This window comes from Paenibacillus sp. MSJ-34 (genome assembly GCF_018918005.1).
Taxonomy (GTDB): domain Bacteria; phylum Bacillota; class Bacilli; order Paenibacillales; family Paenibacillaceae; genus MSJ-34.
This window is the reverse complement of the sequence record NZ_JAHLPR010000031.1, coordinates 62016-84554: the sequence shown is the minus strand read 5'-3', so window position 1 is coordinate 84554 and position 22539 is coordinate 62016. Positions and strand designations below refer to the sequence as shown.

14 protein-coding genes and 1 pseudogene are annotated in these 22539 nt (G+C 51.7%); all 15 read right to left on the bottom strand.

Annotation, left to right across the window (positions count from 1 at the left end):
- Positions 1 to 555 precede the first annotated feature (555 nt).
- Positions 556 to 933 (bottom strand): bacterial transcriptional activator domain-containing protein, encoded by a 378-nt coding sequence (locus KQI79_RS16585; RefSeq protein WP_216539370.1) that lies wholly within the window; start codon positions 931 to 933, stop codon positions 556 to 558.
- A 17-nt stretch (positions 934 to 950) separates the two neighbouring features.
- Positions 951 to 1640 carry a response regulator gene (locus tag KQI79_RS16580; protein WP_216539369.1) on the bottom strand — a complete coding sequence of 230 codons (690 nt, stop codon included), beginning with the start codon at positions 1638 to 1640 and terminating at the stop codon, positions 951 to 953.
- Positions 1641 to 1782: 142 nt separating this feature from the next.
- The gene (locus KQI79_RS16575; RefSeq protein ID WP_216539368.1) at positions 1783 to 7308 is read right to left on the bottom strand and encodes a DUF8202 domain-containing protein; all 5526 of its coding nucleotides are present in this window, start codon (positions 7306 to 7308) and stop codon (positions 1783 to 1785) included.
- Positions 7309 to 7726: 418 nt separating this feature from the next.
- Positions 7727 to 8218 (bottom strand): DUF4358 domain-containing protein, encoded by a 492-nt coding sequence (locus KQI79_RS16570; protein WP_216539366.1) that lies wholly within the window; start codon positions 8216 to 8218, stop codon positions 7727 to 7729.
- Entirely contained in the window at positions 8215 to 9363 is a 1149-nt protein-coding gene (locus tag KQI79_RS16565) for a DHHW family protein (RefSeq protein ID WP_483311396.1), read from the bottom strand. The genes KQI79_RS16570 and KQI79_RS16565 overlap by 4 nt, the downstream gene beginning before the upstream one ends.
- A gap of 14 nt (positions 9364 to 9377) precedes the next feature.
- Complete coding sequence (locus KQI79_RS16560) at positions 9378 to 10784, bottom strand: MBOAT family O-acyltransferase (RefSeq protein WP_216539365.1); 1407 nt, start codon at positions 10782 to 10784, stop codon at positions 9378 to 9380.
- Between the two features lie 35 nt (positions 10785 to 10819).
- On the bottom strand, positions 10820 to 11479 hold the full coding sequence (locus tag KQI79_RS16555) for a GDSL-type esterase/lipase family protein (protein WP_216539364.1): 660 nt from the start codon (positions 11477 to 11479) through the stop codon (positions 10820 to 10822).
- Between the two features lie 21 nt (positions 11480 to 11500).
- The gene (locus KQI79_RS16550; protein ID WP_216539363.1) at positions 11501 to 12184 is read right to left on the bottom strand and encodes an N-acetylmuramoyl-L-alanine amidase family protein; all 684 of its coding nucleotides are present in this window, start codon (positions 12182 to 12184) and stop codon (positions 11501 to 11503) included.
- 22 nt (positions 12185 to 12206) lie between these two features.
- Positions 12207 to 12827: pseudogene (locus KQI79_RS16545) on the bottom strand (polysaccharide deacetylase family protein); the annotation flags it as partial.
- Between the two features lie 621 nt (positions 12828 to 13448).
- The gene (locus KQI79_RS16540) at positions 13449 to 15272 is read right to left on the bottom strand and encodes a sensor histidine kinase (protein ID WP_216539361.1); all 1824 of its coding nucleotides are present in this window, start codon (positions 15270 to 15272) and stop codon (positions 13449 to 13451) included.
- A complete protein-coding gene (locus tag KQI79_RS16535; protein WP_216539360.1) occupies positions 15269 to 15952 on the bottom strand; it encodes a response regulator transcription factor in 684 nt (227 codons plus the stop codon). Before KQI79_RS16535 ends, KQI79_RS16540 begins: the two co-directional genes overlap by 4 nt.
- 204 nt (positions 15953 to 16156) lie before the next feature.
- Positions 16157 to 16630, bottom strand: a complete 474-nt coding sequence (locus KQI79_RS16530; protein WP_216539359.1) for a hypothetical protein — start codon at positions 16628 to 16630, stop codon at positions 16157 to 16159.
- 398 nt (positions 16631 to 17028) lie between these two features.
- A complete protein-coding gene (locus tag KQI79_RS16525) occupies positions 17029 to 18612 on the bottom strand; it encodes a SagB family peptide dehydrogenase (RefSeq protein WP_216539357.1) in 1584 nt (527 codons plus the stop codon).
- Between the two features lie 19 nt (positions 18613 to 18631).
- Positions 18632 to 20575, bottom strand: a complete 1944-nt coding sequence (locus tag KQI79_RS16520) for a TOMM precursor leader peptide-binding protein (RefSeq protein WP_216539374.1) — start codon at positions 20573 to 20575, stop codon at positions 18632 to 18634.
- A complete protein-coding gene (locus KQI79_RS16515) occupies positions 20572 to 22497 on the bottom strand; it encodes a putative thiazole-containing bacteriocin maturation protein (RefSeq protein WP_216539355.1) in 1926 nt (641 codons plus the stop codon). Before KQI79_RS16515 ends, KQI79_RS16520 begins: the two co-directional genes overlap by 4 nt.
- Positions 22498 to 22539: the final 42 nt, after the last annotated feature.

The following is a 22539-nucleotide window of genomic DNA, read 5'->3' as shown; positions in this document are numbered from 1 at the left end:
ACTCGATTTTTGAACTGGGTTTAGTTTGGTGTTGTCTTTTTTCCTGACTCATTGACCTGTTCCTTAAAGTAAATTTCCAATTCTCATGAATCAGGGGCTTGACATCTTACCGCTGGACTTTTAATTAAACTTTTTTAACGAAATAATCCGCACTGCCCTCCTTTCCTTAAACGGCCATAAGTTTAACCGCTTAAACTTTTAGGATAAAAATGACAGCCTTTCGAATATAGAAAAAGGAATTCTCGCTCGCGGCTTTTGATCCGGAGAATGGCATGCCGCATCGTCGAAGTCACTTTTATCCTCTATACATCGCCAAATGCCCGCGGAAACGATCCAAGCAAAAAGAAGAACCGCGCCCGCAATCCGCAAGTTCTTCTTCCTCTCATCGGTATACCGATTCTATTGATGTCCCCATCGCGGAAATGCGTCTATCGTTGGTAGATCATTGCCGTAGAGCGTCTCTCTGGGTTGATTTATATCGATCATAACCTATTATTGGAAAAAATGAAAGCGTTTTTTTATATGATCATCGTTTTTATTTTGCAAATGCTAATATCAATCCAACTCCCTCTCCATTCTGGATGAAAGCAACCAATGCTGTTCTTCGACCCCTCCTCTGTCCCCCAAGCCGTCGTATAGCTTCATCAGGGTAAGATAAGTCTCATCCTCGTCGGGAAGCCGTTGTTGAATCAGCTTGTTCACCCGAATAGCCGCTTGCGTCATGCCGTGTTCCATATATAGCTTGCCTAAGCTTCTCGCATGGCTCAACCATAACAGCCGGAGCCGCTCCCGTTCGTGTTCGGCCCATAAATACTCGTACTCTCCCAAATAATGGCCTTCACACAGCTCAACAACGCGCTCGTGCTCTTCAATATGCTCGAGTTTCGGATCGCCCAATTGTTTCAGGCGGTTCTCCCATTCCTCCGCATCCACTCGCGCGTTCCCGATTGTCAGGCAGTATCCGGCCCCCAAATCCCCGCTGCTGATCGATACCGTATCCAATCCGATTTTTGCAAAGTTTGCCGAATATGATAAATCGTCGTATACAGCTGCTGCGACGCCCTCGATACCTCGAAATCCGGCCATAAAAGCTCGATCAGCGTGCTTCTGTCGATCGTTCGATCCCGGTGATGCAGCAAATAGGCGAACAGTTCCTGCGCTTTGCTTGTGCGCCATTTGATGGTTTGCGGCTCCTCGCCGGGAAGCTGATACCTTATCTTATTGAAGCAGAAAATAAACGGCGTTGACGCTTCCTTGCTGCGATTGTTATTTTTCCCCTTTAACTTTCCTTGCAAACGTTCTACCGTTCGCCGCAAACGCTCGGGTTCTACAGGCTTCATAATGTAATCCAAAGCGTATAGTTCAAAAGCTTGCACGGCGTAGTGGTCGTAACCGGTTACAAATACGATCTCCATATCGGGTATGATCGCCTGCAGCCGCTCTCCCAACTTCAGACCATCGAGCTCGGGCATATGGATATCGAGAAATACGACATCAGGGCGATGTTTATCCACCATCTCAAACGCCTTGAATGAATTCGAGCATAACTCAACAACTTCCACGCCATTCATGTCGCGTTCCAATAATAGCTTGAGCCGTTCAAGAGCAAGCTGCTCATCGTCAACGAGTATGGCTCTCATGAAAATCCTCATTCCTTTCGGTGCTTTAGAAACATGGTTAAGTTTACCTTTGTTTGTCGCATGTTGTCGACCGACTTTTGTCCCATATTAGGGGAAAACAGCCGCCATCGGCTTGAGGCGCTCGACAGCGGCTGTTTCTCAATTAATCGATCAGTTCAGTCGTTTTCAACATTCTTTGAATCAATGCTGCGGCTTCCGCACGCGTCATTCGATCCTGCGGTTTCAACAACTGTCCGCTCTTGCCTTCGGTAATGCCTTCGGAGATCAGCAAAGCGACCGCTTCCTTCGCCCAAGGCGCGATTTGATTCGCATCCCCGAACGTGGAAAGCACTGCGTTCACCTGTCCTTCGCTCATCGACGCTTCCGGACGGATCAGCTTGTAGCCGCGCGCAATCATCGCCATGCCTTGCTCTCTCGTAATATACCGCTCGCCATGGAACGCGCCGTCGTCATAGCCAAGCACGATGCCGAATTCATTGGCAATCGTTACCGCCGCATGGTACCATGCCGACGACGAAACGTCGTGGAATACGTTTTGCTTCACGTCCTGGCGCATTAACCCCAATCCTTTGACGATAAACACCGCAAACTCGGAACGGTTAATATCGCGGTCCGGCGTAAAGTTGTTGTTGCCTGTGCCTTCAATGACCAGACGCGCCGCGATGTCGTTCGCGCTTGCTTTCGCCCAGTGGTTCTTCACGTCGTTGAAATCTTTCGGATTCCAGATGACGGAATAAGTTCCGCTGCTGCGCAGATCGTTGATCTTCGCGAAGTAACGGTTGTTGATTTTCGTCACGACCGTCGGAACGTGGAACACGGTTCCGTCCGGGTTCACAATGACGCCCGTCGTAATGCGGTTCGGATCGACGCCTTCCGGCAAGGCGATATATTTCACGGCATAACCGTTCAATAGTCCCGCTCTGTTCGTTTGTCCGTCATGCGTAAAGGTTAAATCGAGATCGACCGGATGAACGAGCAGTTCATAGCCGGCTTTCTCCGCCTTCTCGCGGGCAAGCTTAGCCAGATCGTCCGCAGAACGTGTAATCTTGATGTTTGCGGCAATGTCGCCGAGCGGCGCTTTGCCGAATTGTTTGCTAATCGCATTCAAATCGAGTTGTCCGGCAGGAACCGGATAAATCGCCAGCAAGTTTTCGATATCCAGGCTGGAGCCGGTGTCGGCAAGTTTCTTCAGGTCTTCGGCCGTCAAGCCTCGAACTTCGACGTCGACGTCGCCCGGTACGCCGATGCCCAGCTTCTGTCCCTTACCGTTCGCGAGAATGCCGGACAGCTTGTCCCGATCGATCGTAACCGTCGTTTGCGTACGGTCTCCCGTTTGCGTGACGGTACCCGTTGCGAATGGAACTTTCGAACCGTCGACAGTCGATACAATGTCTCCCGGTTTTACGTTGTTCCCCGACGTGGACGGTGTCGTCGTACCGCTGTCGGTGCTGCCGGAACTGCTGCCGCCGCCGATGCTGCCGGACGCTCTGGTGACCGTTACCGTATAGTCTTTGAACGTGCCGTCTTGATCCGTAACTCGAACGACAATGGTATTCGTGCCGACATTCAGCGCCAGATAGTCGCTGAGTTCGCCGCTAGGAACTTCTTTCCATTCGCCGCCATTTACGCGAATCTGAATGGTAGCGTCCGGATCGAGCGCCGTTGGCGTGAATTGAATCCGATACACGCTGTTCGATACGCTCATCGTGTAGGAATCCCGGTTCGGATCGAAAGCCGGGTACAGGCTTCCTACGGATGGTACCAACGATGCCAGCTTGTTGTTGGCTGTTGCGGCGCCTTCGCGAACGATTTCAATGGTGTATTCGTTGATCGGTTTGCCGGTTTTGTCGTAGACGACTACCTTGATCTCGTTTTTCTTGCCTTCTACCAATGGAAGGTTATTCCATTCATCGGCAAAGTACTCCTTACCGTTAACGTATACTTTCACCTGAGTCTCGTTCGGATATTTCGCCGTTGGATTCAGGTTAATGCCATATACGTCGTTCGTTACCGTTCCATAGTAGTTTTTGTATTGGATCGGGTCGAACTCCGGAGTCAGATTGACCGGCTTCTCCTGACCGTCTTCGATCAGTCCAACAAGCGTCAGTCCATCCAGTTCCCCGCCTACTTTCACCAGATTCTTCTCAGCCTCGTCGAGAGCTGTCAAAGCCTGATTTACCTGATCTTGCGTTGCGTTCGGATCGCGCAGTACGCTTTCCGCTGCCTCAAGCGCGTTAGCAAGGTTTGTCCAGCTGGCTTGAGTGTATTCGGACTCGATAAATTCGCCGGCGGTGATCTTGCCGCTGATTTCTTTCGCTTTCTGTTTCAGAACGGTTTTGTCAACAACGTTCGTCGTATCTACGGTAATGTCTTTCGACTCTTTCGATACTTTGCCGTTTTTCTCCGCCGTTACTTCGATCGTGTACTTTCCATCGGACAAGTCTTCGGAAGGTATGAAGCTCCAGGTGCCGTCTTCGGCTACCTCAACCTCTACCGGGCCAATGACAGTGCCATCTTCTTTCTTAATGGTTACCTCAACCTTGGCTTCTTTGTCTGCCGTTCCTTTGATCTCTGGGTTGGCTTCATACACTATATCGCCGATTGGGTCGGTGATCTGCAAGCTAGGCTTCGAGGTATCTACGGTAATGTCTTTCGACTCTTTCGATTCTTTGCCGTCTTTCTCCGCCGTCACTTCGATTGTGTACTTTCCATCGGACAAGTCTTCGGAAGGTATGAAGCTCCAGGTGCCGTCTTCGGCTACCTCAACCTCTACCGGGCCAATGACAGTGCCATCTTCTTTCTTAATGGTTACCTCAACCTTGGCTTCTTTGTCTGCCGTTCCTTTGATCTCTGGGTTCTTGATATAGACGGTATCGCCGCTTGGTTCGGTAATCTCTAAAGATGGAAACGCGATAAGATTGTTGTCAACTTTCCTGTCAAAATCAAGAACAAAAGCGCCATTCGTCCCTTTTAAGTTGCCATCCGTCGGTTTTTCATACTTCAGCCTCAAAGTATCATCTGGACGAAGCTCTTTCGACAGTTTCAACTTCACCTTATTGCCTTCCACGACAATCTCGCTAATTTCAACAGGTTCTAGCGCATCGCCAACTGTAACCGCAAAACCTTCTGTTGTTACGCCATCCGCAATTTCTTGATCGAAAGTTAGAATGATCTCATTTCCTCCGTCATTCGCAACTTCTTCAAGAGTCACGGTTTGAGGCGTTGGCGCCTGCACCCCATAAGTGAAGAACTGTTCATCTGCCAAACCTTCCTGTACCGTCGCAACGTAGTGCGGAACACCGTTAAGATCTTTAACTTCTAGTTCGTAACCTATAGCAGTAGTAAAATCGGTATCGCTGTCACTCACAATCAACTTTTTCCCAGCCGGAATAGCACTTACCGGGATTGCGACTTGTACCAGACCGACTCCGCCAGTATTCTGTACCTTCCATACACGTTGCGCACGGTATTCATTCGTTATACCGATTTGCTTGTCAAAAACAAGAGGGTCTCCATTATCGCCCCATATTAGGTACTGTCCGTCAGCCAACTCTGAACCGTCAGGTTCATTAGTTTCCGTTAATTGACCTGAGCTGATGACAATCTGCGTGCCAGTGTTTATACTGCGGCTCTGCTTTTGATGGAGACCTTCGATCGTGTCAAGACCAATGCCAGCAATATTATTTTTGTATCCTGAGTTTTTAGTAGCATCCCATACTGTTACGTCGCTGGTAGCAACATAATCACTATTGCCATCATTCAGGGTAATGCCATATTTTACAGCTAAATATGTTTCGATTTTTGCTGCGTCTGAAGTGGTCATCCCATCAAATAAAATGATTTCTGCTACTTCGCCGTTTAAACCTCCCCAGTTAAGATCTTTGGTACCAGCAGTGGCTCCAACAACAGGTGTAATTTTTATTGGTCCAAAACTCTGATCATTTCTCGTTAATGTTACTGGCTTACCATCAATTTTACCTGTATGAGTAATTGTATCCTCAATCTCATACTGTACAAGTTGGTATCGCGCATTGCTTGCTCCTGGGATATAACGGTAATTACCCGTTTTTCCAGTCCCTACGGCGAAATTAGCGCCATAGCTGCCTAAAATGATAGCACCGTAATCCTGTATTTCAGTTGAACCAACGAGTGCTCCACCATTCGGCTTATAAACAGCGTATCCAGACTGGAAAGTAATCTGCTTATCTCCAACTAATTTAGCTGAGGTTCCATAATGATTAGCGCTAGTAGGATTGCTAAAAGTCACACTTGGGTTGAAGTTTACCCCGTTCGCATTATACTTGGGTGTTCTCGCTTCTTGTCCAACCGGCACATCAAGAGTAAACTCCACAGGATTTTCCGATTGGTCATTCCAAGCTTTTAATTTTCCAGAATCCTCTGTCGCACCGTCATCCGCCTTCAACCACAATACCGGTTGTTTGTCTATTACCCCACCTGGTGCTGACGGAAAAGCAGAGATCGTTCCGGTCGCAATCGCACCGCCAACCGCCGTTGCTCTTAAATCACTTGGATCAAAAACGTTGCCAGGAATGTAATAAACTATAACTTGTCCATTACTGTCTGTTGTCACCGCAGACCAGTCTGTGATCGGATTACCATCCGCATCTTTCCAAGTGCCATTTTGCGAACCTGTTATTGTGATTGGCACATCTGCGGCAGGATTTCCGTCAGCGTTTTTTGCGGTAATCACAATTGGATAAGCACCTTGGCTTGCAGTTCCAACTTCCAATTCCAGAGTTGAAGGGGCTTGTTGGTACCCGCTGGTGTCGTCCAGATCGCCAATCGGCGCAAAGTCGTTAACAAAATACCAGCTTAAAATTTCATGCGATTCATTGTAGCCTACGCCAGTGAAACCCGTATAAATGGCATTCGCATCATTAAAAATATCCTTCAGGTTGATATTTTCAGCATTGATTAAAGGTTCGTCTGGTTTGCTCGCTAAATCATTCAAGTACACCTTTACATTGCTGGATGCACCGTCGTAATCGATCCAGGCATAATATGTCTTACCGTTTGCCAGAACAATCTTAGGGTTGCCGGAATCATCTCTCATATCAGCAGCGTTGAGGTCTTTATACCATAACGGATTCGTATTTGTTATGTCTCCATCAATTGCAATTCCTATATAGTTGTACGACGGATCAAAATAAGGATCTCCATTTTTATAGGTATCAAATTTTAGGGAAAAACTTGGTGCTACCCCTTGTATTCCCATACCTCCACCAGTGTCACCCAAACCTTCTAGATCAGTCACAATCGCAAAGGTCATTCCATCGGCAGACTTCCCCGGATTACCGTTAAATACAAAGGAAAATCCGGTACTAAACGAAAATTCTTCATGCGGTTGAAAAGATTGTTTGTTAAATGCGCTTCCAGGAATATGCTTGTTTAATGGAGCTCCCGGGTTCACAATCAACCTTCCATCCGAAAATGCCGCTTGCCCATTTAACTGAAATAGTTCCTGCTGAGATTTTTCCGAAAAATCATTAATATCGAACTTGTACGTCAACCACTTGATAGGGTCCGTCTCAGCCGCTTCCGCTACCTGCGGCGCGAATACAGCAGGGAACCCGCCCGCTACGACAACGAACGCGAGCAAGACCATAAGCTGCTTCTTCCAATACAACTTACTGCTTCGTGTAAACACGCTCTCTCATCCTCCTGTTCTTTCGTACCTCCCGGCATTTGCAGAACCAGTTGGAGAGCAGATGGAACAGGTTTCCCTCAGAGAGATCCACCTGCCTGTTTCATACATTTGCAGGAGGATTCGATATGAAAACATAATGGGGTCTCTTCTGGCGTAAACGTTGTCATTCCGACCGTCTTTCGACAATGATGCCGCACTTCACCTTACACTGCGTCTCGTCTACATACTCATAATGAGAAGTCAAATCCCTCCTCTCCAAAATATAGTTCGGAACGACATCATCTGCCAAAATTCAACACTCCCCTACGATATAGTGTAGCAATCCAACCTATACAAAACCTATACAACCCTATGCGGAGAAAACGTTACTAAACTGCGCAAAAAACCTCTGTCGTTTCGGACAGAGGATATCAAACAACTATAATGAAAATGCCTCGTCAAACGCGCGTTCCATCCGATCGGCTACTTGGGAGACGGCGAACAGAATAAACGGGCCTTTCGTCTTTAAAACATGCTTCTCGATGAGAAAATACTCTTCCGGGCGATAATCTTTAAATTTGACCGTTTGCGCATCGATTCTTTGCAATATTTTCGCTTTGACGCTTTCGGCTTGATTCTCGTCTTTTATTTTGATTACTGCCAATTCGTCCGCTTTCACATTCGATGTCGCCGTATAAAGAACGAAGTCCTCCACGTCCCCCGCATCGATATGGTACAGCTTTTGCAGTTTCTTCGCATCCCCTTGTTTCATACCGTCCAAGCTCACCGCCTGCCCGATCCGTTCCCCTACATCGGCGGCCGACAGTTTATCCGCATCCCCGTCCCCCTTGCCGGAACACCCGGCCAAAAGGCCGATCGCCAAGGCAAACGCAACGAGAGCGGCTGCAAGCTTCCTATTATATTGTTTCATTCGATCAACTCCGATAAGTTCATAATAGATGGATCTTCAAAGAACGTATTGATATTGTAAAGCAGCAGCATGTCGCGGATTTCATGTTCTTGCACAAGAGCCGCCAAGTTTTCTTCGTAATACCGCAGGTCCACCACATAAATTTCGCCGAAATGTTCCGTTAAAAAAGGAATCAGGCTATTGGCATACGAATCTTTGACCACGAGCAGCTTTTTCCCATCCGAACGGTTCGTCTTTATCTTCACAAGCCCATGATTGCCGTTAAGGAACACCGTATACTTATCCTTCTTGTCAAGATTCGCCATCTCATACAAGGAATCCGAGGTTCGCCCTTCGTCGGCGTACTCTACCGCAATCTTCCCTTCATCCTTGGGCAAATAAAGCTCGATGCGGTCGGGCTGTATATGTCGGAACCCGCTCTTCGAATAGAGCGACCCATAGAAATCATCCGTGACCTGCCGAACGTTGAAATCTTCCTCCCCTTTCGGGGCAATTCCCATTTGCTTGCATAACTCCCGATATGCATAATAGGCGCCTGCGGTCGTCCAATGATGGTCGGTTCGATAATACAGCGCTTGCTCCCGCCCGTCATACAGCGCGGGATACACATCTACAAAACCGATATCGCCGGGGAGCGCTTGCCGGACCTCATCCAAATACGCAAGTTCGTCCCCGTCAGGGGCATAGGCCGGGAGTTTCTCCTTAAGCACCGTCACAGCCGTGGGCACAAGCATCACATATTTATGCAGGGCAGGCGTGGCGTCGTCAAACGCATGGATGGCCTCGATCCTGGCTTCCAGATCCCCGTTTGCAGGCGGAGTGAATTGTTGAATAAGATATCCGTCCTTGCCCAAATAAACGCCGTTGCTCTCCTTTTTCCCCATCGCTCGATCCGTATCGGATTTTACGCCGATCCAAACGTCTCGGAAAGCAAATTGATCGGACACATACTTCTCGGAATTGGAAGTAAACTTTCCCGACAGCAAACTGTCCAGCGAAAACTCCGGCATCTGCTCTAAATTCCGATTCTCCGATTCCGAGAATACTTTGGCGGGAGCTATAAGATTAAGGATCGCGATGATGCTTATAAACAGCAATAACAGGATGGCCATCATATGTTTATATATGTTGTCGTGCCGATTCAAGGCCGCCCCCTCCTTCAAAATCGAAAGTATAAGAAAGGATTGTATGTTTCATTGACCAAATAAGCCGTCGACAGCATCATTAATACGAAATAAATAGCCGGGACGGCCATCGCGCCTGCCATCCTGCTTCTTTCCCTGAGATGCGATAAAGCCTTCCGGGGAAGCGGAGTTGCACACAACGCCAACACGACCAACAATACGAGATTCGTTGACAAGGAATAGAGCGCCATATTATCCGCAATTCCGTGCGCGCCGAAACCGAACATCGTTCCGATAAATTGCAAAGCGGCAGCCATATTTTCAAATTCGAACAATACCCATCCGACGATGACGATGAGCAGCGTATAGATATGTCCTGCGATGCCGGACCGCTGTTGCAGCCATTTCAATAGAAACAGCTTCTCGACCGTAACGAAGAAACCGAAATACAAGCCCCATACGATAAAATTCCAGCTCGCCCCATGCCATAAGCCGGTCGCCAGCCACACCACGAACAGATTGCGCAGTTGCTTCGGCAAGCCCGACCGATTGCCGCCTAGCGGAATATAGACATACTCCCGAAACCAGGAGCCTAAGGAGATATGCCATCTGCGCCAAAATTCCGTCACGCTTTTCGATAGATAAGGGTAGTTGAAATTTTTCATAAAATCGAAGCCGAACATTTTGCCGAGTCCGCGCGCCATATCCGAATACCCGCTGAAATCGAAATAGATTTGGAAGGTAAACGCAATGATGCCGAGCCATGCGGACAGCACGCTCAAATCCTCCATGGGCGTCGCCTTCACGCTCGTCCACAGCAATCCGATATTGTTGGCAAGCAGCACCTTCTTGGCCAGCCCTCTCATCAACAATTCCGCCCCTTCGCCGAACCGGTCCAGCGTCACTTTGCGGGAAGCCAGTTGCCCCGCGATGTCGCCGTATTTGACGATCGGACCCGCAACAAGCTGCGGGAACATCGTCACATAGGCGCCGAAGGAGACGATATTCCTCTGCACGGGCACTTTGTCACGGTACACGTCCACGACATAGGACATCGTTTGGAACGTATAGAAGGAGATGCCCACCGGCAGCGGAAGATCGGCCGCTTGAAGATGGAGATGGAACAGTTGATTGATATTGTCCACGACAAACCCGGCATATTTGAAGAAACAGAGAATGCCTAAACTGCCGGCGATGGACACGATAAAGACCGTTCTGGCAATCGCCTTGCGATGCCTGTACTTATCGATCAGCAATCCGTTCGCATAATCAAAGACGGTAGAGAAGATCATGATCAATATATATAACGGCTCTCCCCATGCATAAAATACGAGGCTCGCAACGAGCAGAACGGCATTTCGCAGCCCTCTAGGCGATAGATAATAAACAAGAATCGTTGCCGGCAAAAATAGGAACAGGAATAGCAGACTGCTAAATACCAATTCCCGTCACCTCCAATGATGCACCCGTTCGCATGTTATTTCACTTGATCTTTCAACAGATCGAGCATGAGCGGATAAAACTCGGCTTTAAAATGGATGCCGTCCGCATCGTGCACGTCCGGGTTGCCGGCAAAGATCGATGATAAGTCGACGAATCCGACTTGTTCCTTGGCGGCCAGTTCCTTCAATCCCTGATTGTAGTCTTCGATATTGCGGTATCGGGGTTCTTCTTGCTCCGCTTCGGCCGTCACCGGCGTAACAGGCAAGATCGTGATCGCTGCGCCCGGCAGTTTATCCTTGATCGTATCAATCAACTTGGCGTATTGCGTCAGCGAGTATTGTTTGGGATCGTCCGTCGGCCATAGAATGTCATCCGAACCCAATAGGATAAAGATATGTTTCGGATTTCGCTTCGCCAACTCCTCGATATCTTCCAGCGCGAACTCGGCCGTTTTCCCCGCGCCGGCAAGCACATTCGCTTCATCTAACACATCGTGAAAAGACAATCCCTCCGTAATCGAATCCCCCAGAAATACGCTCGTTTGAAATACGTTTTTATACTCCGCAGTTGCGGGTACCGCCTCTTGTTCCTGATCCGTCGCGGACTGCTTCGGTCCCTTTCCCTGATTTCCGCACGCAGCGAGCGATAATGCGATGATTCCAATAAGTAAAAATGCAATGAAGTTCTTTCTCATTTTCCAATTCCTCTCTCCCGTTTATTGTATGTTCAAATATTCCTTGATCCCGGCTACGATCGATCCGGCAATCCGATTCTGAACTTCGTCCTTCAACAATTGCGCCTCGTCTTGCGGATTCGTCAAATAACCTACTTCCAGCAGCACCGCCGGCATCTTCGTATCCTTCACAACGAAAAAATTTTCTTTCTTCACCCCGCGGTCCCGGAATCCGGTCGCTTCTACCGTATGCTTATGCATGATTTCAGCCAATTGAAGCGATTCCTCGCGGTAATAATACGTTTCCGTGCCCGAAACGCCGGCGTCGGTAAAGGTATTGCCGTGAATGGATAGGAATACGTCCGCGTTCAACTGATTGGCAAACTCGGGTCTCTCCCGATCGATCGAGGAAATAAAACTGTCGTCGGTTCTGGTCATATAGACCTCGATTTGCGGCTCTTGCTCCAACCGTTCTCTCACCTTGTGCGACAGTTGCAACGTAAAGTCCTTTTCATCCTGTCCGCTGGCGCCGGTCGCGCCGCGATCCTTGCCGCCGTGTCCCGGATCGAGGACGACCTTATAGATCGGGTCGTGCGTCGTATCGTTGACGCCGCTTCCGCCCGGACGGCTGTCGCTTGCGCCGCTATTGCCGGAAAAGACGTTGTACACGGCAAAAATCAAAACGGCGGCTGCGATCAAAACGATCCATGGTATGCTCTTCTTCATCTCTCTCTCCCTCTCTATGTCCTTACAAGCGATGATCCTTCTGGAAATTCAGGTGGAAATGTTCGGCATCGTCATATAAGCCAAACTCGTATCCCGCTTCCCGATAGAAGGCGATAATGTCAGGGAGAACTTGGAGCGTTTGCGGTTTTTCATGCATAAGTACGACTTCCAGATCAACCTTCGTCGCTTTCTTGACGTTCTCGATAATCTGTTCCGGATGATCCTTCAAGTTCCAATCATTCGAATCGATCGTCCAATCCCAAATTTTGATTCCCGCATCGGCGATCCGATCGCGAATTTGTTCGTCGTTCAGTCCCGGCGCCGACCCGTAAGGCGGACGCACCAAATGCGGATTCTCGCCTGTTATATCATGAATCAGCGATAACGTTTCTTGCATCTCGGTTACGAACTCCCCTTGTTCGTACAGCTTTTTATATTGATGAGTCATGCTGTGTCCGCCGACATAATGCCCTTCGCGCACCGCACGCTTCACATCGCTTTGCAGGCTTTTGCGCTTCAAATTGCTTCCTTGCATAAAGAACGTTGCCTTGACGTCCTGCTCCTGCAAAACATCGAGAAATTTCCCGGTCCATTGGCTCGGGCCGTCGTCGAACGTCAAATAGACGATTTTCCCTTGCGGCCTGGCGTCTTCTCCCCGAGGCTTGACCATCTCTTCTCCCTGCGGCTTGCTCTCGCTACTCGTCGTCGGGTCCGCCGGCTGCTTGGCATGCCGCTGCGCAATCGCCGTTTCAGGCGCTGCAGCCAACTTCACAAGGGAGACAACGAGCAAGATAACGGCTGCCAACAGAAGGATGAGCCGTCTTCGTTTCTTCATTCTCACCCTGCGTTCGTTGCGGCTTCGATCAAGGTGCGTTCGTGCTGTCATGTCCATCCATCCCCTCTCTCACAAGATAGAATAATAGAGAGAGATAAAGATAAAATGCAGATGAAATTAAATTATTCTAAAGAATGAAAAAAAGCCTGACACCGCTGCATCAGGTTCTTGAAAGGAGGTCCGCTCCCGCTCCGCTGGATTTTATACAACGTTTTAACCGTAAAATCCCTGTAATCCGACCTTTCATTGGAATTTATCCAGTAGATGATTCAAAAAAGGGCTAAATCGTGCAATAAACGAGAAATCCATTGGATATTTTCCAATGGATTCCCGTTTGGATCGGCAAATTCGCTATATCTATTGGATGTTTTCCAATAGGGACGCGAGCCGAGTAAATCGCGGTATTTAATTGAAAGATAAGTAACTCCTCTATCCTTTTTTATTCAGATAGAAATAGAACATCACGCCTTCCGCCGTATTAGTTACGCCATACGGCACGCCGTGCATCTCCAAGATCTTCCTCGAGATCGCCAGACCGAGCCCGGTCCCTCCGGTCGCGCGCTGCCGGGAAGGTTCGCCGCGATAGAAACGGTCCCATATTTTCTCCAACTGCTCGTCCGGAATGTGAGCTCCTTTATTTTCGATGCATACTTTGACGGAATCCCGCTCTTCGACGGTCGACACGATAATAGTCCCATGCTCCGGTGTGTAGCGAATCGCGTTCGTGAGGAAATTGACGATCACTTGCTCGATCCGGCGCCCATTGGCCACGATTTCGATCGGCTGAAGATGAGTGTGCAGTTGCAACTCCTTGCTCGCGATCTCGGAAGCGAATTTCGCGCACATTCGCTCCAGAACGGCGGCGATATCGAACGATTCCAACTCCATCTTATATGTGCCGGACTCATACTTGGCCAGCTCCAGCATATCCGCGATCAGCAGATCCATCCGTCTCACTTCATCTTCCATCGCCGCAAAATAATAATCCCGCTTATGGCTCGCCACCCCATCCTTAAGAATGGACAGGCAGCTTTGAATGACGCTTAGCGGTGTTTTCAATTCATGCGATACCCCGGCAATAAATTCCTTTCGCGTATTCTCCAGCTGCTTTTCTTTCTCGATATCCTCCTCCAACCGGGCGATATGGGAATGGAGCCGCTCGGAAAGCTCGTTAATGTTGCGGGACAGGTCGCCGATCTCATCCTTGGTCGTGACCGGAATTTTCTCGGAAAAGTCCAAGCCGGCCATTTTCTGCGCCGTACGGTTAATTCGCAGCAGCGGCCGGGCAATCCGGCGGGAAAAATAGAACGAGACCAGCAGCACAAGCAGCAGTGTGGCGACGACAATATAGACGTAGTAATTTTGCATCACCCCGGCGGCTTCGGCTACAGGCTGCAGCGACGTCATCGCGACGATGTATGCCGGTTTCCCGTCCGGATCTTCGATCCGGTTCACAAACATTTTGTAATTCACTTGATTTTGTTCAAAATCGATGACTTGACCGGCATTCACGCCGCCATCATAATCTCCGTACAAAAGATCCGCCTGCAACGCTTTGATCCGATCCAGAAATAAATGATTCGTATAGCGCCCAATTGCTGCGCCTTCCGGTATCCGAACCTTCGTAATCGTCCCTTTGACCAGAAAAGTGGGGTACTTTTCATGGTATTGAAACCCACTTTCGAACCTGGGTACAACTTCATACTCCTTGTTTACCATCTGGCTATTTTCCAGACGGCCTTCCTCTCTCAGCCTGGCTCCACTCCTTCCCATCCGCTGCACAACCGGCTGATTGTTTACGATGATGCCTTCGACAGCGATCGGATCGCCCTCTTGAATCCATGGAGCGAGAAACGGATTGTCGGTATACATGTCCTCCACATTCATGACCGTGTACAACGGGACGGTAAGCGTTTGGCCGGGCAGATCGACAGTGTCATCGGAGCGCTCCAACCGGATCTCCATCGTAAAATCGCCGGTATATTTCAAATTGCCCATAGCGTCCAATGTCGTAATCCAAGTGCCATGCTCTTGATAAAAGTTTTGTTCAAGGTTGGCCGCCGCCTGTGCGTCACCGGCATGGTTCAAGTAGTCCTGTTTATACGATTCGATGGCCGCCTGCACGTTTTCCATCCTTTGGTGGACATAAAATTGCTTGAAAAAAAGGGTTTGTCCGATAAAAATGATCGCGAGAACGAACATGCATAGTGCGGTCGTTAATAGAAACAGCTTGAGTACAATGCCCTTTTTCATGATTGATCCTCGAATTTATATCCCGAACGCACGACGGTGACGATGCATTTCGATTGGTCCCCCAGCTTGGAACGCAAATTGCGGATATGGCTATTGACCGTTCGATCGTCGCCGACGAAATCGTAGCCCCATATTTTCGTGATTAATTGATCCCTTGTTATAATCATCCCTTTGTTCTTCATCAAGTAAGATAAAATTTCAAATTCCGTATGCGTCAAATTGCAGCTCGTCCCGTCGATCGAAACGGTGCGGGATGGGAAATGGATCGTAATGCCGCTGCCGGATAACGTATCGCCGCCGCTTCCCTGTTCCCGGATATGCCGGTTTTCCAGAAGCCGTTTCGCCCGTGCCAGCAAGATCGGCGGACTGTACGGTTTCGTGACGTAATCGTCCGCGCCAAGCTCGAATCCAAGCAGCGTATCGTCCTCGTCCGAGCGAGCCGTCAACATAATAATCGGCACGTTTGAAATCTTGCGAATGCGCTGGCATACCGACCACCCGTCCAATTCGGGCAGCATAATGTCGAGAATGATCAAGTGCACGTCATGCGCCCGGAACAAGGCCAGCGCTTGTTTGCCGTCGCCCGCTTCCAGCACCTCGTATCCTTCTTCAAGCAAATAATCTTTCATCACTTCGCGCAAAATATGTTCGTCTTCCACAATCAAAATCGTCTTTGGCATACTACAACCTCTCAACGTTTGTATAATTTGAATGCTATCATGTTTATGGATTTGGCACAAATGCGGCTTCGGGAAGAGGGCGGCGCGGCGGGCGGCGAAATGAAAAAGCTCCGAAGTCGTTCGGAGCCTCAAACGGTTGACAAACCATTCATTTGCGCCTTGAGCAACAAACTGAAGCGCCGAAATGGTTCGGAGCCTTCTCGTCTACTGTGCGCCAAACACCAGACTGATCGCTTCTCCCAATTCGGACGGATAATGCTCTACCGGCTTTCCTTTCGCCTCCTCCCGATCCGCCGGATACCAGACATTCACCATAAGTTCCCGCTTATCGTTCGGGTCGGCGCTGAACGTTTCGTCGCGGGACTCGTCCGTGAGGTGCAGCGATATCGTGCCGACCGCATAGCTGCCGGTAGGTTCGGGCATTGAAAAAACGGGAAGCAACAGGCTCAAATATACGGAGACGCCCGTGGCGGCCAGAGTCAGGAAGGACAGCAGACATTTGGTCAATAGAGACTTGGACCGGCCTTGATCGTAAGGCTTGCCCTTTCTGTCGATCGCTGTACGATAACCTCTAACATTCTCATTATACAGTACCTCCATTATTCGTTTCGTCGTCGGCCGAGACAACCGCAAACGGTTCTTCTTCAGCATAAACGTTGAAGTACACTGCAATGTCAAGCTTTGTCGTTTCCTTCGCTTCGATCCGGTTATACCGCTTACTGAATGAGAGGGATATCGACAGAAGGCGGAATGAGGAGATACCTTATTTCCCTAAATATTGTTTTCCGTCATTTCAACAAAAAGCCGGTCAAGGATACCCTTAACCGGCTTTTTGCCATCATCTATTATTCGATTTCACTTTCCAAACGAACGATGATCGCGGCCGTTTGGGCCCAGGCCGTCTCGGCTTGGGGGAACGAGAAGAATACTCTCGTTATTCTTTTCCCCAGCGGGATGGATCACAGAATTGTACAACTATGAGTCCCGCGTTCACGGTTTGTACTGCAATGGTGCAACTCATTCTACGCCGAAAGAGCATCTGCATACGGCATCGGTATGGCCGGGGAATGCCGGAGTCAGCTATGCAGCCCTCCTTCCAACCGCGGACGAGGACGATAGGGGCCGACCGGAATTTGGATCAGGCTGGTCCGATTGACCGGGGCCAATCCGTAAATCTCGTCGGAGACGTTCGCGTCGAATCCGAGGAGAGGCCGTCCTCCCATTCCGAGCGCGGACGCCGCCAGCAGCAAACGCTGCACGAGCATTCCCGCCTCCATCTGCAAAATGCGATATCCCCGATAACCGAATTCCGGCGCGAGAAATTGCCGATCGCCGGACACATGGAAGCATAGCGGCACTTGGAGCAGGTTGACGTTGCCCAAATACATGCCTTGCTGCAGCAGGAGCCGATGATCCCCGGGCCGGATTCGGCGGAGCGCATGCGCCGCGAAATCGTACCGATAAGCGCCGTCCTGCACGCCTTCGACATGAACGAGGCAAACGTATAGTTGAATGCGGTTCGGAAGCGGGGCTTCGGGATCGCCCAGATCGTTGCGGTACGGCAAGGAAGCCGCAACTTCTTGCAGCAACGCGGACAATTGCCGCATCGTCACTTTGCCGAGCACGAACTCGGTCTCCGGCGAATGCCGATTGTGGCATGCTTGCGCCAAATCGTACGACATCGGCGGCGCCAAGGGCAAATAGGCGGAGCGAAGCCCGCTCCCCGGATTGTTTGTCTTGCCCGCCCGGCGGAAAGACGCTGAAGATTCCAACATGCTTGCTTCGTTCATCCGCACCAGCGCCGGAAACTCCTTCACCCTGCGCGAGCGCTCGACGCGTTCATGCCGGACGGCGGGCACTTCCCGGCACAGCCTGGCCGCGGAAACGACCGCGGCTCCCGGATCGGACCGGCCGCCGGCAGGCCAAGCGGCGGCAGGCTCCGCCGCAAGCGGAATGACCGCATATACGCTTTCTTCCCGCTCGGGCAGCCCGAGCAAATGATTGACCGCCCGGTCGAGAAATTGATAATGCGCGGCCGCCGCATAGCCGAACCGTTTCGCCGTTTCGAGCAGTTGCCCGATCAATACGCCGGTATCCAGCCCTTGCAGCCGATATGAGAAGTTTTTGTACTTGAAAAAATTTTTCCAAAACATGTTCGACACCATGACAACGCCGGAACATGCCGATACCCGGCACCGGTTGCCGAGAGCCCGGGACAGATACAGATCGTAATCGCCTTCCCGCAGCAGTATGAGGCGATGATGCGCCGCATCGTAATGATAGACGCCCGCAGGAAGCTCCGGCGTCTTCAAGTAGAGATACAACTCGCTCGGATACAGTCCGCCGCCGGACGGAATAAACCTGCGGTACAGCTGCATCGTCCGCCCCGAAGATGCGGGCTGTCCGGCGCCGGGCGCTTGGCTGATTCGGGTTAGGCCGAATGAAAACCAGAGCAGATGGGCGATTTCGTCCAGACCGGGTACGGCGCCGGATTTCCGTTCGATTAGCGTCAGCGGCACTTCCGCCGATAACGGAAAGGTCCGCAAACCGCGGTAGAGCTTATACGGAAGCGGCGCATCGTCCCAATCGACCTGCTCGCTCGGCGGACCGGACTCGTAAGCCGGCGCGTGGAGATCTTGCAGAAAAGCGTCCAGATTCATCCTTCTCCCTCCTCGGGCGTTATGGGAACGGATGCGGATGCGGATTGAGCTGCTCCGGCGTCAGCGGACGCTCGGCGTATCCGAGCTGCGCCGGCACTTGCAGCACTCTCTTCAAACCGGTAACGCGGACGAGGCGATGGCCGAACGACATCGGCAGCATGCCCGGAATCAACACTTTCACGCAGTACAGTCCGTTTCGTTTCAATTCCGGAGTCGTCTGGTCCACGACAATGACATCAAGCTGCAATCGGCGGAACGCTTGCAGCACATCCTTCAGATCGTCGGTCAAGTCCGGATGCTTCAGCGGACTGCCGAATTGTTCGGCGAACGACCTGGGAGAGCCGGATTCCTCCAGTAGAAACCGCAGCCGCTCCTCCGCCTCCGGCAAGCTGTACAGCATCGAATGGTCGTCCATCCCCCGCACCAACGACGGATCATGCAGCATGCGCGCAATGTCCTCCCGGTTCGCTGCGAATTTATCGTCGAGCGTCAGCGTCATCCCCGACAGTTCGTGGACGGCGCTTTTCGCCGCCCGTACCGGATCCGGATGCGCCCCGGCCGCGCAAACGAGATTGACGCCTTGCGATTTCCGGTTCTTCACCAATGCCCATACGCTCGGAATTCCGTTCTCCATCGTCGCGTCGTATAGAAACAGCTCGAAGCCCGCCACCGTTTGCAAGCGGTTCACCATCAAATCCAATTCCGCATCGTTCGCCGAGTATGGATCGAGACGCGGCAACGGCAGTCGCGCATACCAAGTGAGCAGAAACGCATCCCGCTCCACCACTTCCATGATGCCGTAGAAGATCGCTTCCTCCAAGCTTCCTCCGAGCGCGCAGCCGTTGGACGTTTCATAGACGAAGCCGGGTTCGCTGCTTGAACTGTAATAAGCAAGCATCTGCGGCACCAGGATCGGCGCTTCCCTTAAAAACGAATAGCCCCAAACCCAATCCATCGCTTCGTCGGGATCAAACGGCTTGAATGGGAAATCCGGCGATTCGTATTGTTCCTTGGCATATACTCCCACAGAAACGGGATGAAGCGCGTAATCCGCCAAATGGCGGTAGCTGTCGCGGACGACAGTTCGTTTTCCGCGGGGCGCCATGCCGCAATGCCGCTCCAGCCCTTCCAGAATGGCGGCCAGTTCGCTGTCCGCATAACTGTTCGTGCGGCCCGCCGTAGCTTCGTCATGCCCGAACAATGGAAGATTGACGCTCACGTCGGCGAAAGGCGACAATAGATCGACCATTTTGCCGTTCATTAAGCCGATGCGGTAATCCAAGTAGTCTGCCGTCAGAAAGCTGCGCAAGTCTTGCAGCGAACGGGTGCGGTAACCGTTCTCGTTTGCTTTCGGGCTTGGACGCAGCTCGATGCGGGCCGCTTCCGGCGAATCGTCGGGCAGCCGCCCGCACACGAGACATTGCGGTTCGGGGAGAACGAAATGACTTGTGCTTTGCAGCGTTCTCATGTCGATGAAATAGACCCGCTCTTCGAGAAGGGACCGGCCGCCTTGCAGCGCCTTCCGCGTCTCTGCCGCGAGCAGATGGGCCATATGCATGAGTCCCGTACGCGATGCCCACGCATCGGACGGTCGTCCCCCGTACGCTTCCAGCATGCGCCGAAGCTGCCACATCTCCTTGCGGTCGCGTTCCGCCTTGAACCGCCGCGTATCGGCGCATAGCGTGCATCCCGGCGCTTCCGGACGCACGAGCGGCCCGACCATGCCTTCGCCGAAGGCGACGAAGCCGCGCAGCCAAGGGATGCCCGCTGCCTGCAGCGCCGTTTCGGCTTGGCGATGGACGGCAGGATGATAAGCGTCAGACAATACGAGAGCGAAGTCCGCCTCTTCCGGAATTGCAGTTGTCGGATCGTTCTGACGCTCGATCCGAAATAGGGCGGATAGCTCCCCGTATACCAAGTCCGCCAGCACGCCTTCCCCGATCATTGCCACACATGCGCTCACCATGACTCCTCCTCCCGCAGCAACACCCCGTATACTCCGCCCGGCATGTCGTTCAGAAACGGCTCCACCGCCAAATCGATCACTTCAAGCGTCTTCCCGTTCTTCTTAAAGACTTGCATCGCCTCGCGCAACATTTCCGCCTGTTCCGCGATTGCGGGGACGCTCATGCTAACAGGGGCCCCCCTTCCCAGCAGCACGGACGAAACTTCCAACACTTGCGGACAACGGCAGGCGCTTCGATTCTGCTCTTTCTGCAGCGCAGCCTGCAGCGCCTTCCGCAGCGCCATCGTCGCATTCAGGGAGGCGCAGCCGTACCAGCGGTCGCCCGTCCCGACCCATACCGTCGGGAACCCCGAAACTTCCCGGCCGATGCCGATAACAGGCTCGCCCCGCAGCGCGGCGAGCGATTGCAAATAAAAGCGACAACGCCCGTCTTCCACCTCGCTTACCTGCACCGGCGCAACCGCGGGATTCGAATGCGCCTGCCGTTCCTCGAGCTCCAATGCCAGACAGGCTTGCAAACCGCGAACGACGCATTCCGCAGCCGAATCCCCCGCGCCGACGCCGATCCTCTGCCGCGGTTCCATAATCGCCCCGGCCAAACGCGATACGTAAGCTTCCACGCCGGCCAGCCCCGCTTCCTTCCGCGCTTCTTCATGAGTCAAACCGGAGCAGACGATGTCCGCGAGCAATTCCGCCGGTCCTTCCGACAACGGGTCGATCGCTTGAACCCGGCATTGGGAAAGCGGCAGTTGCTTCAAATCCCCTTCCTCCCACATACGGAAAATGCCCGTTTGCGCCGAGGTCAACCGGCTAAACAATACGAACGATTCATTCGTTCGATTCGCGGCGGCACGTTGTCCAAGCCGTTCCTCCAAGTCTTGCACCGGTTTCGGCTTAACGGCAAGCGCCCGATCGCCGACGAGCGGATGCGGGAGGAACCGATGCCAGCTTCCTTCCAACGTTTCCAGATTGAGCAGAAACACCGCATTCTCAAGCTCCGATTCTGCCGCTCCCGTCGCCGTTTTAAACCATTCGAACGCGATCACGTTCGCGAGCATTGCGCCCGCCGTAGCTGAAGGAGCATGCCGCTGCGGATCCTTGGCAAGCGCCGCATGATGGATGCGGCGCCAGGCCGATTCCCAGCATCCTTCCCTCTCCGGATGGACGAGCGGACCCGCGATGCCTGTTTGACCATAAAACATGGCCGGGATCAACAGCTTCTTCTCCTCCCGGCAAACCGCATGCAGAAGGCGGAGTTCCTCGACATCCCCTTCCGGGGATACATACAATACCGAAGAAAACGGTCGTACAATCTCCCGCCAACGATCGCTCCCTTCCTTCGGCCATTCCACTTCTTCGATTGCCACTTCGGGGTCGGTTGCGCGGGCATGTTCCGCCAATTCCGCCAATCGCTCCCGGTTGGTCGTCGATTCGTGCGTAATCAGCATGCTGAATTGGGGCAAGCCCGACTCAAGCAGCGCGCCGACCAGCGAGACGAATAGCGGGCCGGATCCCGCCGCGAGCACGCTGGATTGACGATAAGACTGAAACCGGTAAGCGCCGGACGAACCGAAACTATCCAAAAAAGCGATTTGCCCGGCGTATTTGCGGACGATGTCATCCTTCAACCGATGCGGGAGATCCCGGCTTACATCCCGAACAAATCCTTTATTGACGAGCGCTTCCGCAATTTCATATATCCGGTTTCGGTGCGGGTCCTCCATGCCGTCCGTCAATTGTTCCATCGTGTATTCCCCATTGAACATCGGAAGCAATTTCTCGATCCACCGGTCGATCGCTTCTCCTTCCATCCGAAACGTGCCTACATTGTTCCGGAAATAAACGCCGCCGTTTGGAACCGGGAGATAGAACGTATCTCCGTTGGTTTTCAACCGTGCGGCAGGGGTCAATAATGCCATCTCACTCCTCCTTTCCTTACGATCATTCGCCAACCGCCGACA

Coding starts and splice junctions, on each gene's coding strand:
- KQI79_RS16580 (WP_216539369.1), bottom strand. CDS start 1,640: ATGAGAGCCATACTCGTTGACGATGAGCAGCTTGCTCTTGAACGGCTC.
- KQI79_RS16570 (WP_216539366.1), bottom strand. CDS start 8,218: ATGAAACAATATAATAGGAAGCTTGCAGCCGCTCTCGTTGCGTTTGCC.
- KQI79_RS16555 (WP_216539364.1), bottom strand. CDS start 11,479: ATGAGAAAGAACTTCATTGCATTTTTACTTATTGGAATCATCGCATTA.
- KQI79_RS16550 (WP_216539363.1), bottom strand. CDS start 12,184: ATGAAGAAGAGCATACCATGGATCGTTTTGATCGCAGCCGCCGTTTTG.
- KQI79_RS16540 (WP_216539361.1), bottom strand. CDS start 15,272: ATGAAAAAGGGCATTGTACTCAAGCTGTTTCTATTAACGACCGCACTA.
- KQI79_RS16535 (WP_216539360.1), bottom strand. CDS start 15,952: ATGCCAAAGACGATTTTGATTGTGGAAGACGAACATATTTTGCGCGAA.
- KQI79_RS16525 (WP_216539357.1), bottom strand. CDS start 18,612: ATGAATCTGGACGCTTTTCTGCAAGATCTCCACGCGCCGGCTTACGAG.
- KQI79_RS16515 (WP_216539355.1), bottom strand. CDS start 22,497: ATGGCATTATTGACCCCTGCCGCACGGTTGAAAACCAACGGAGATACG.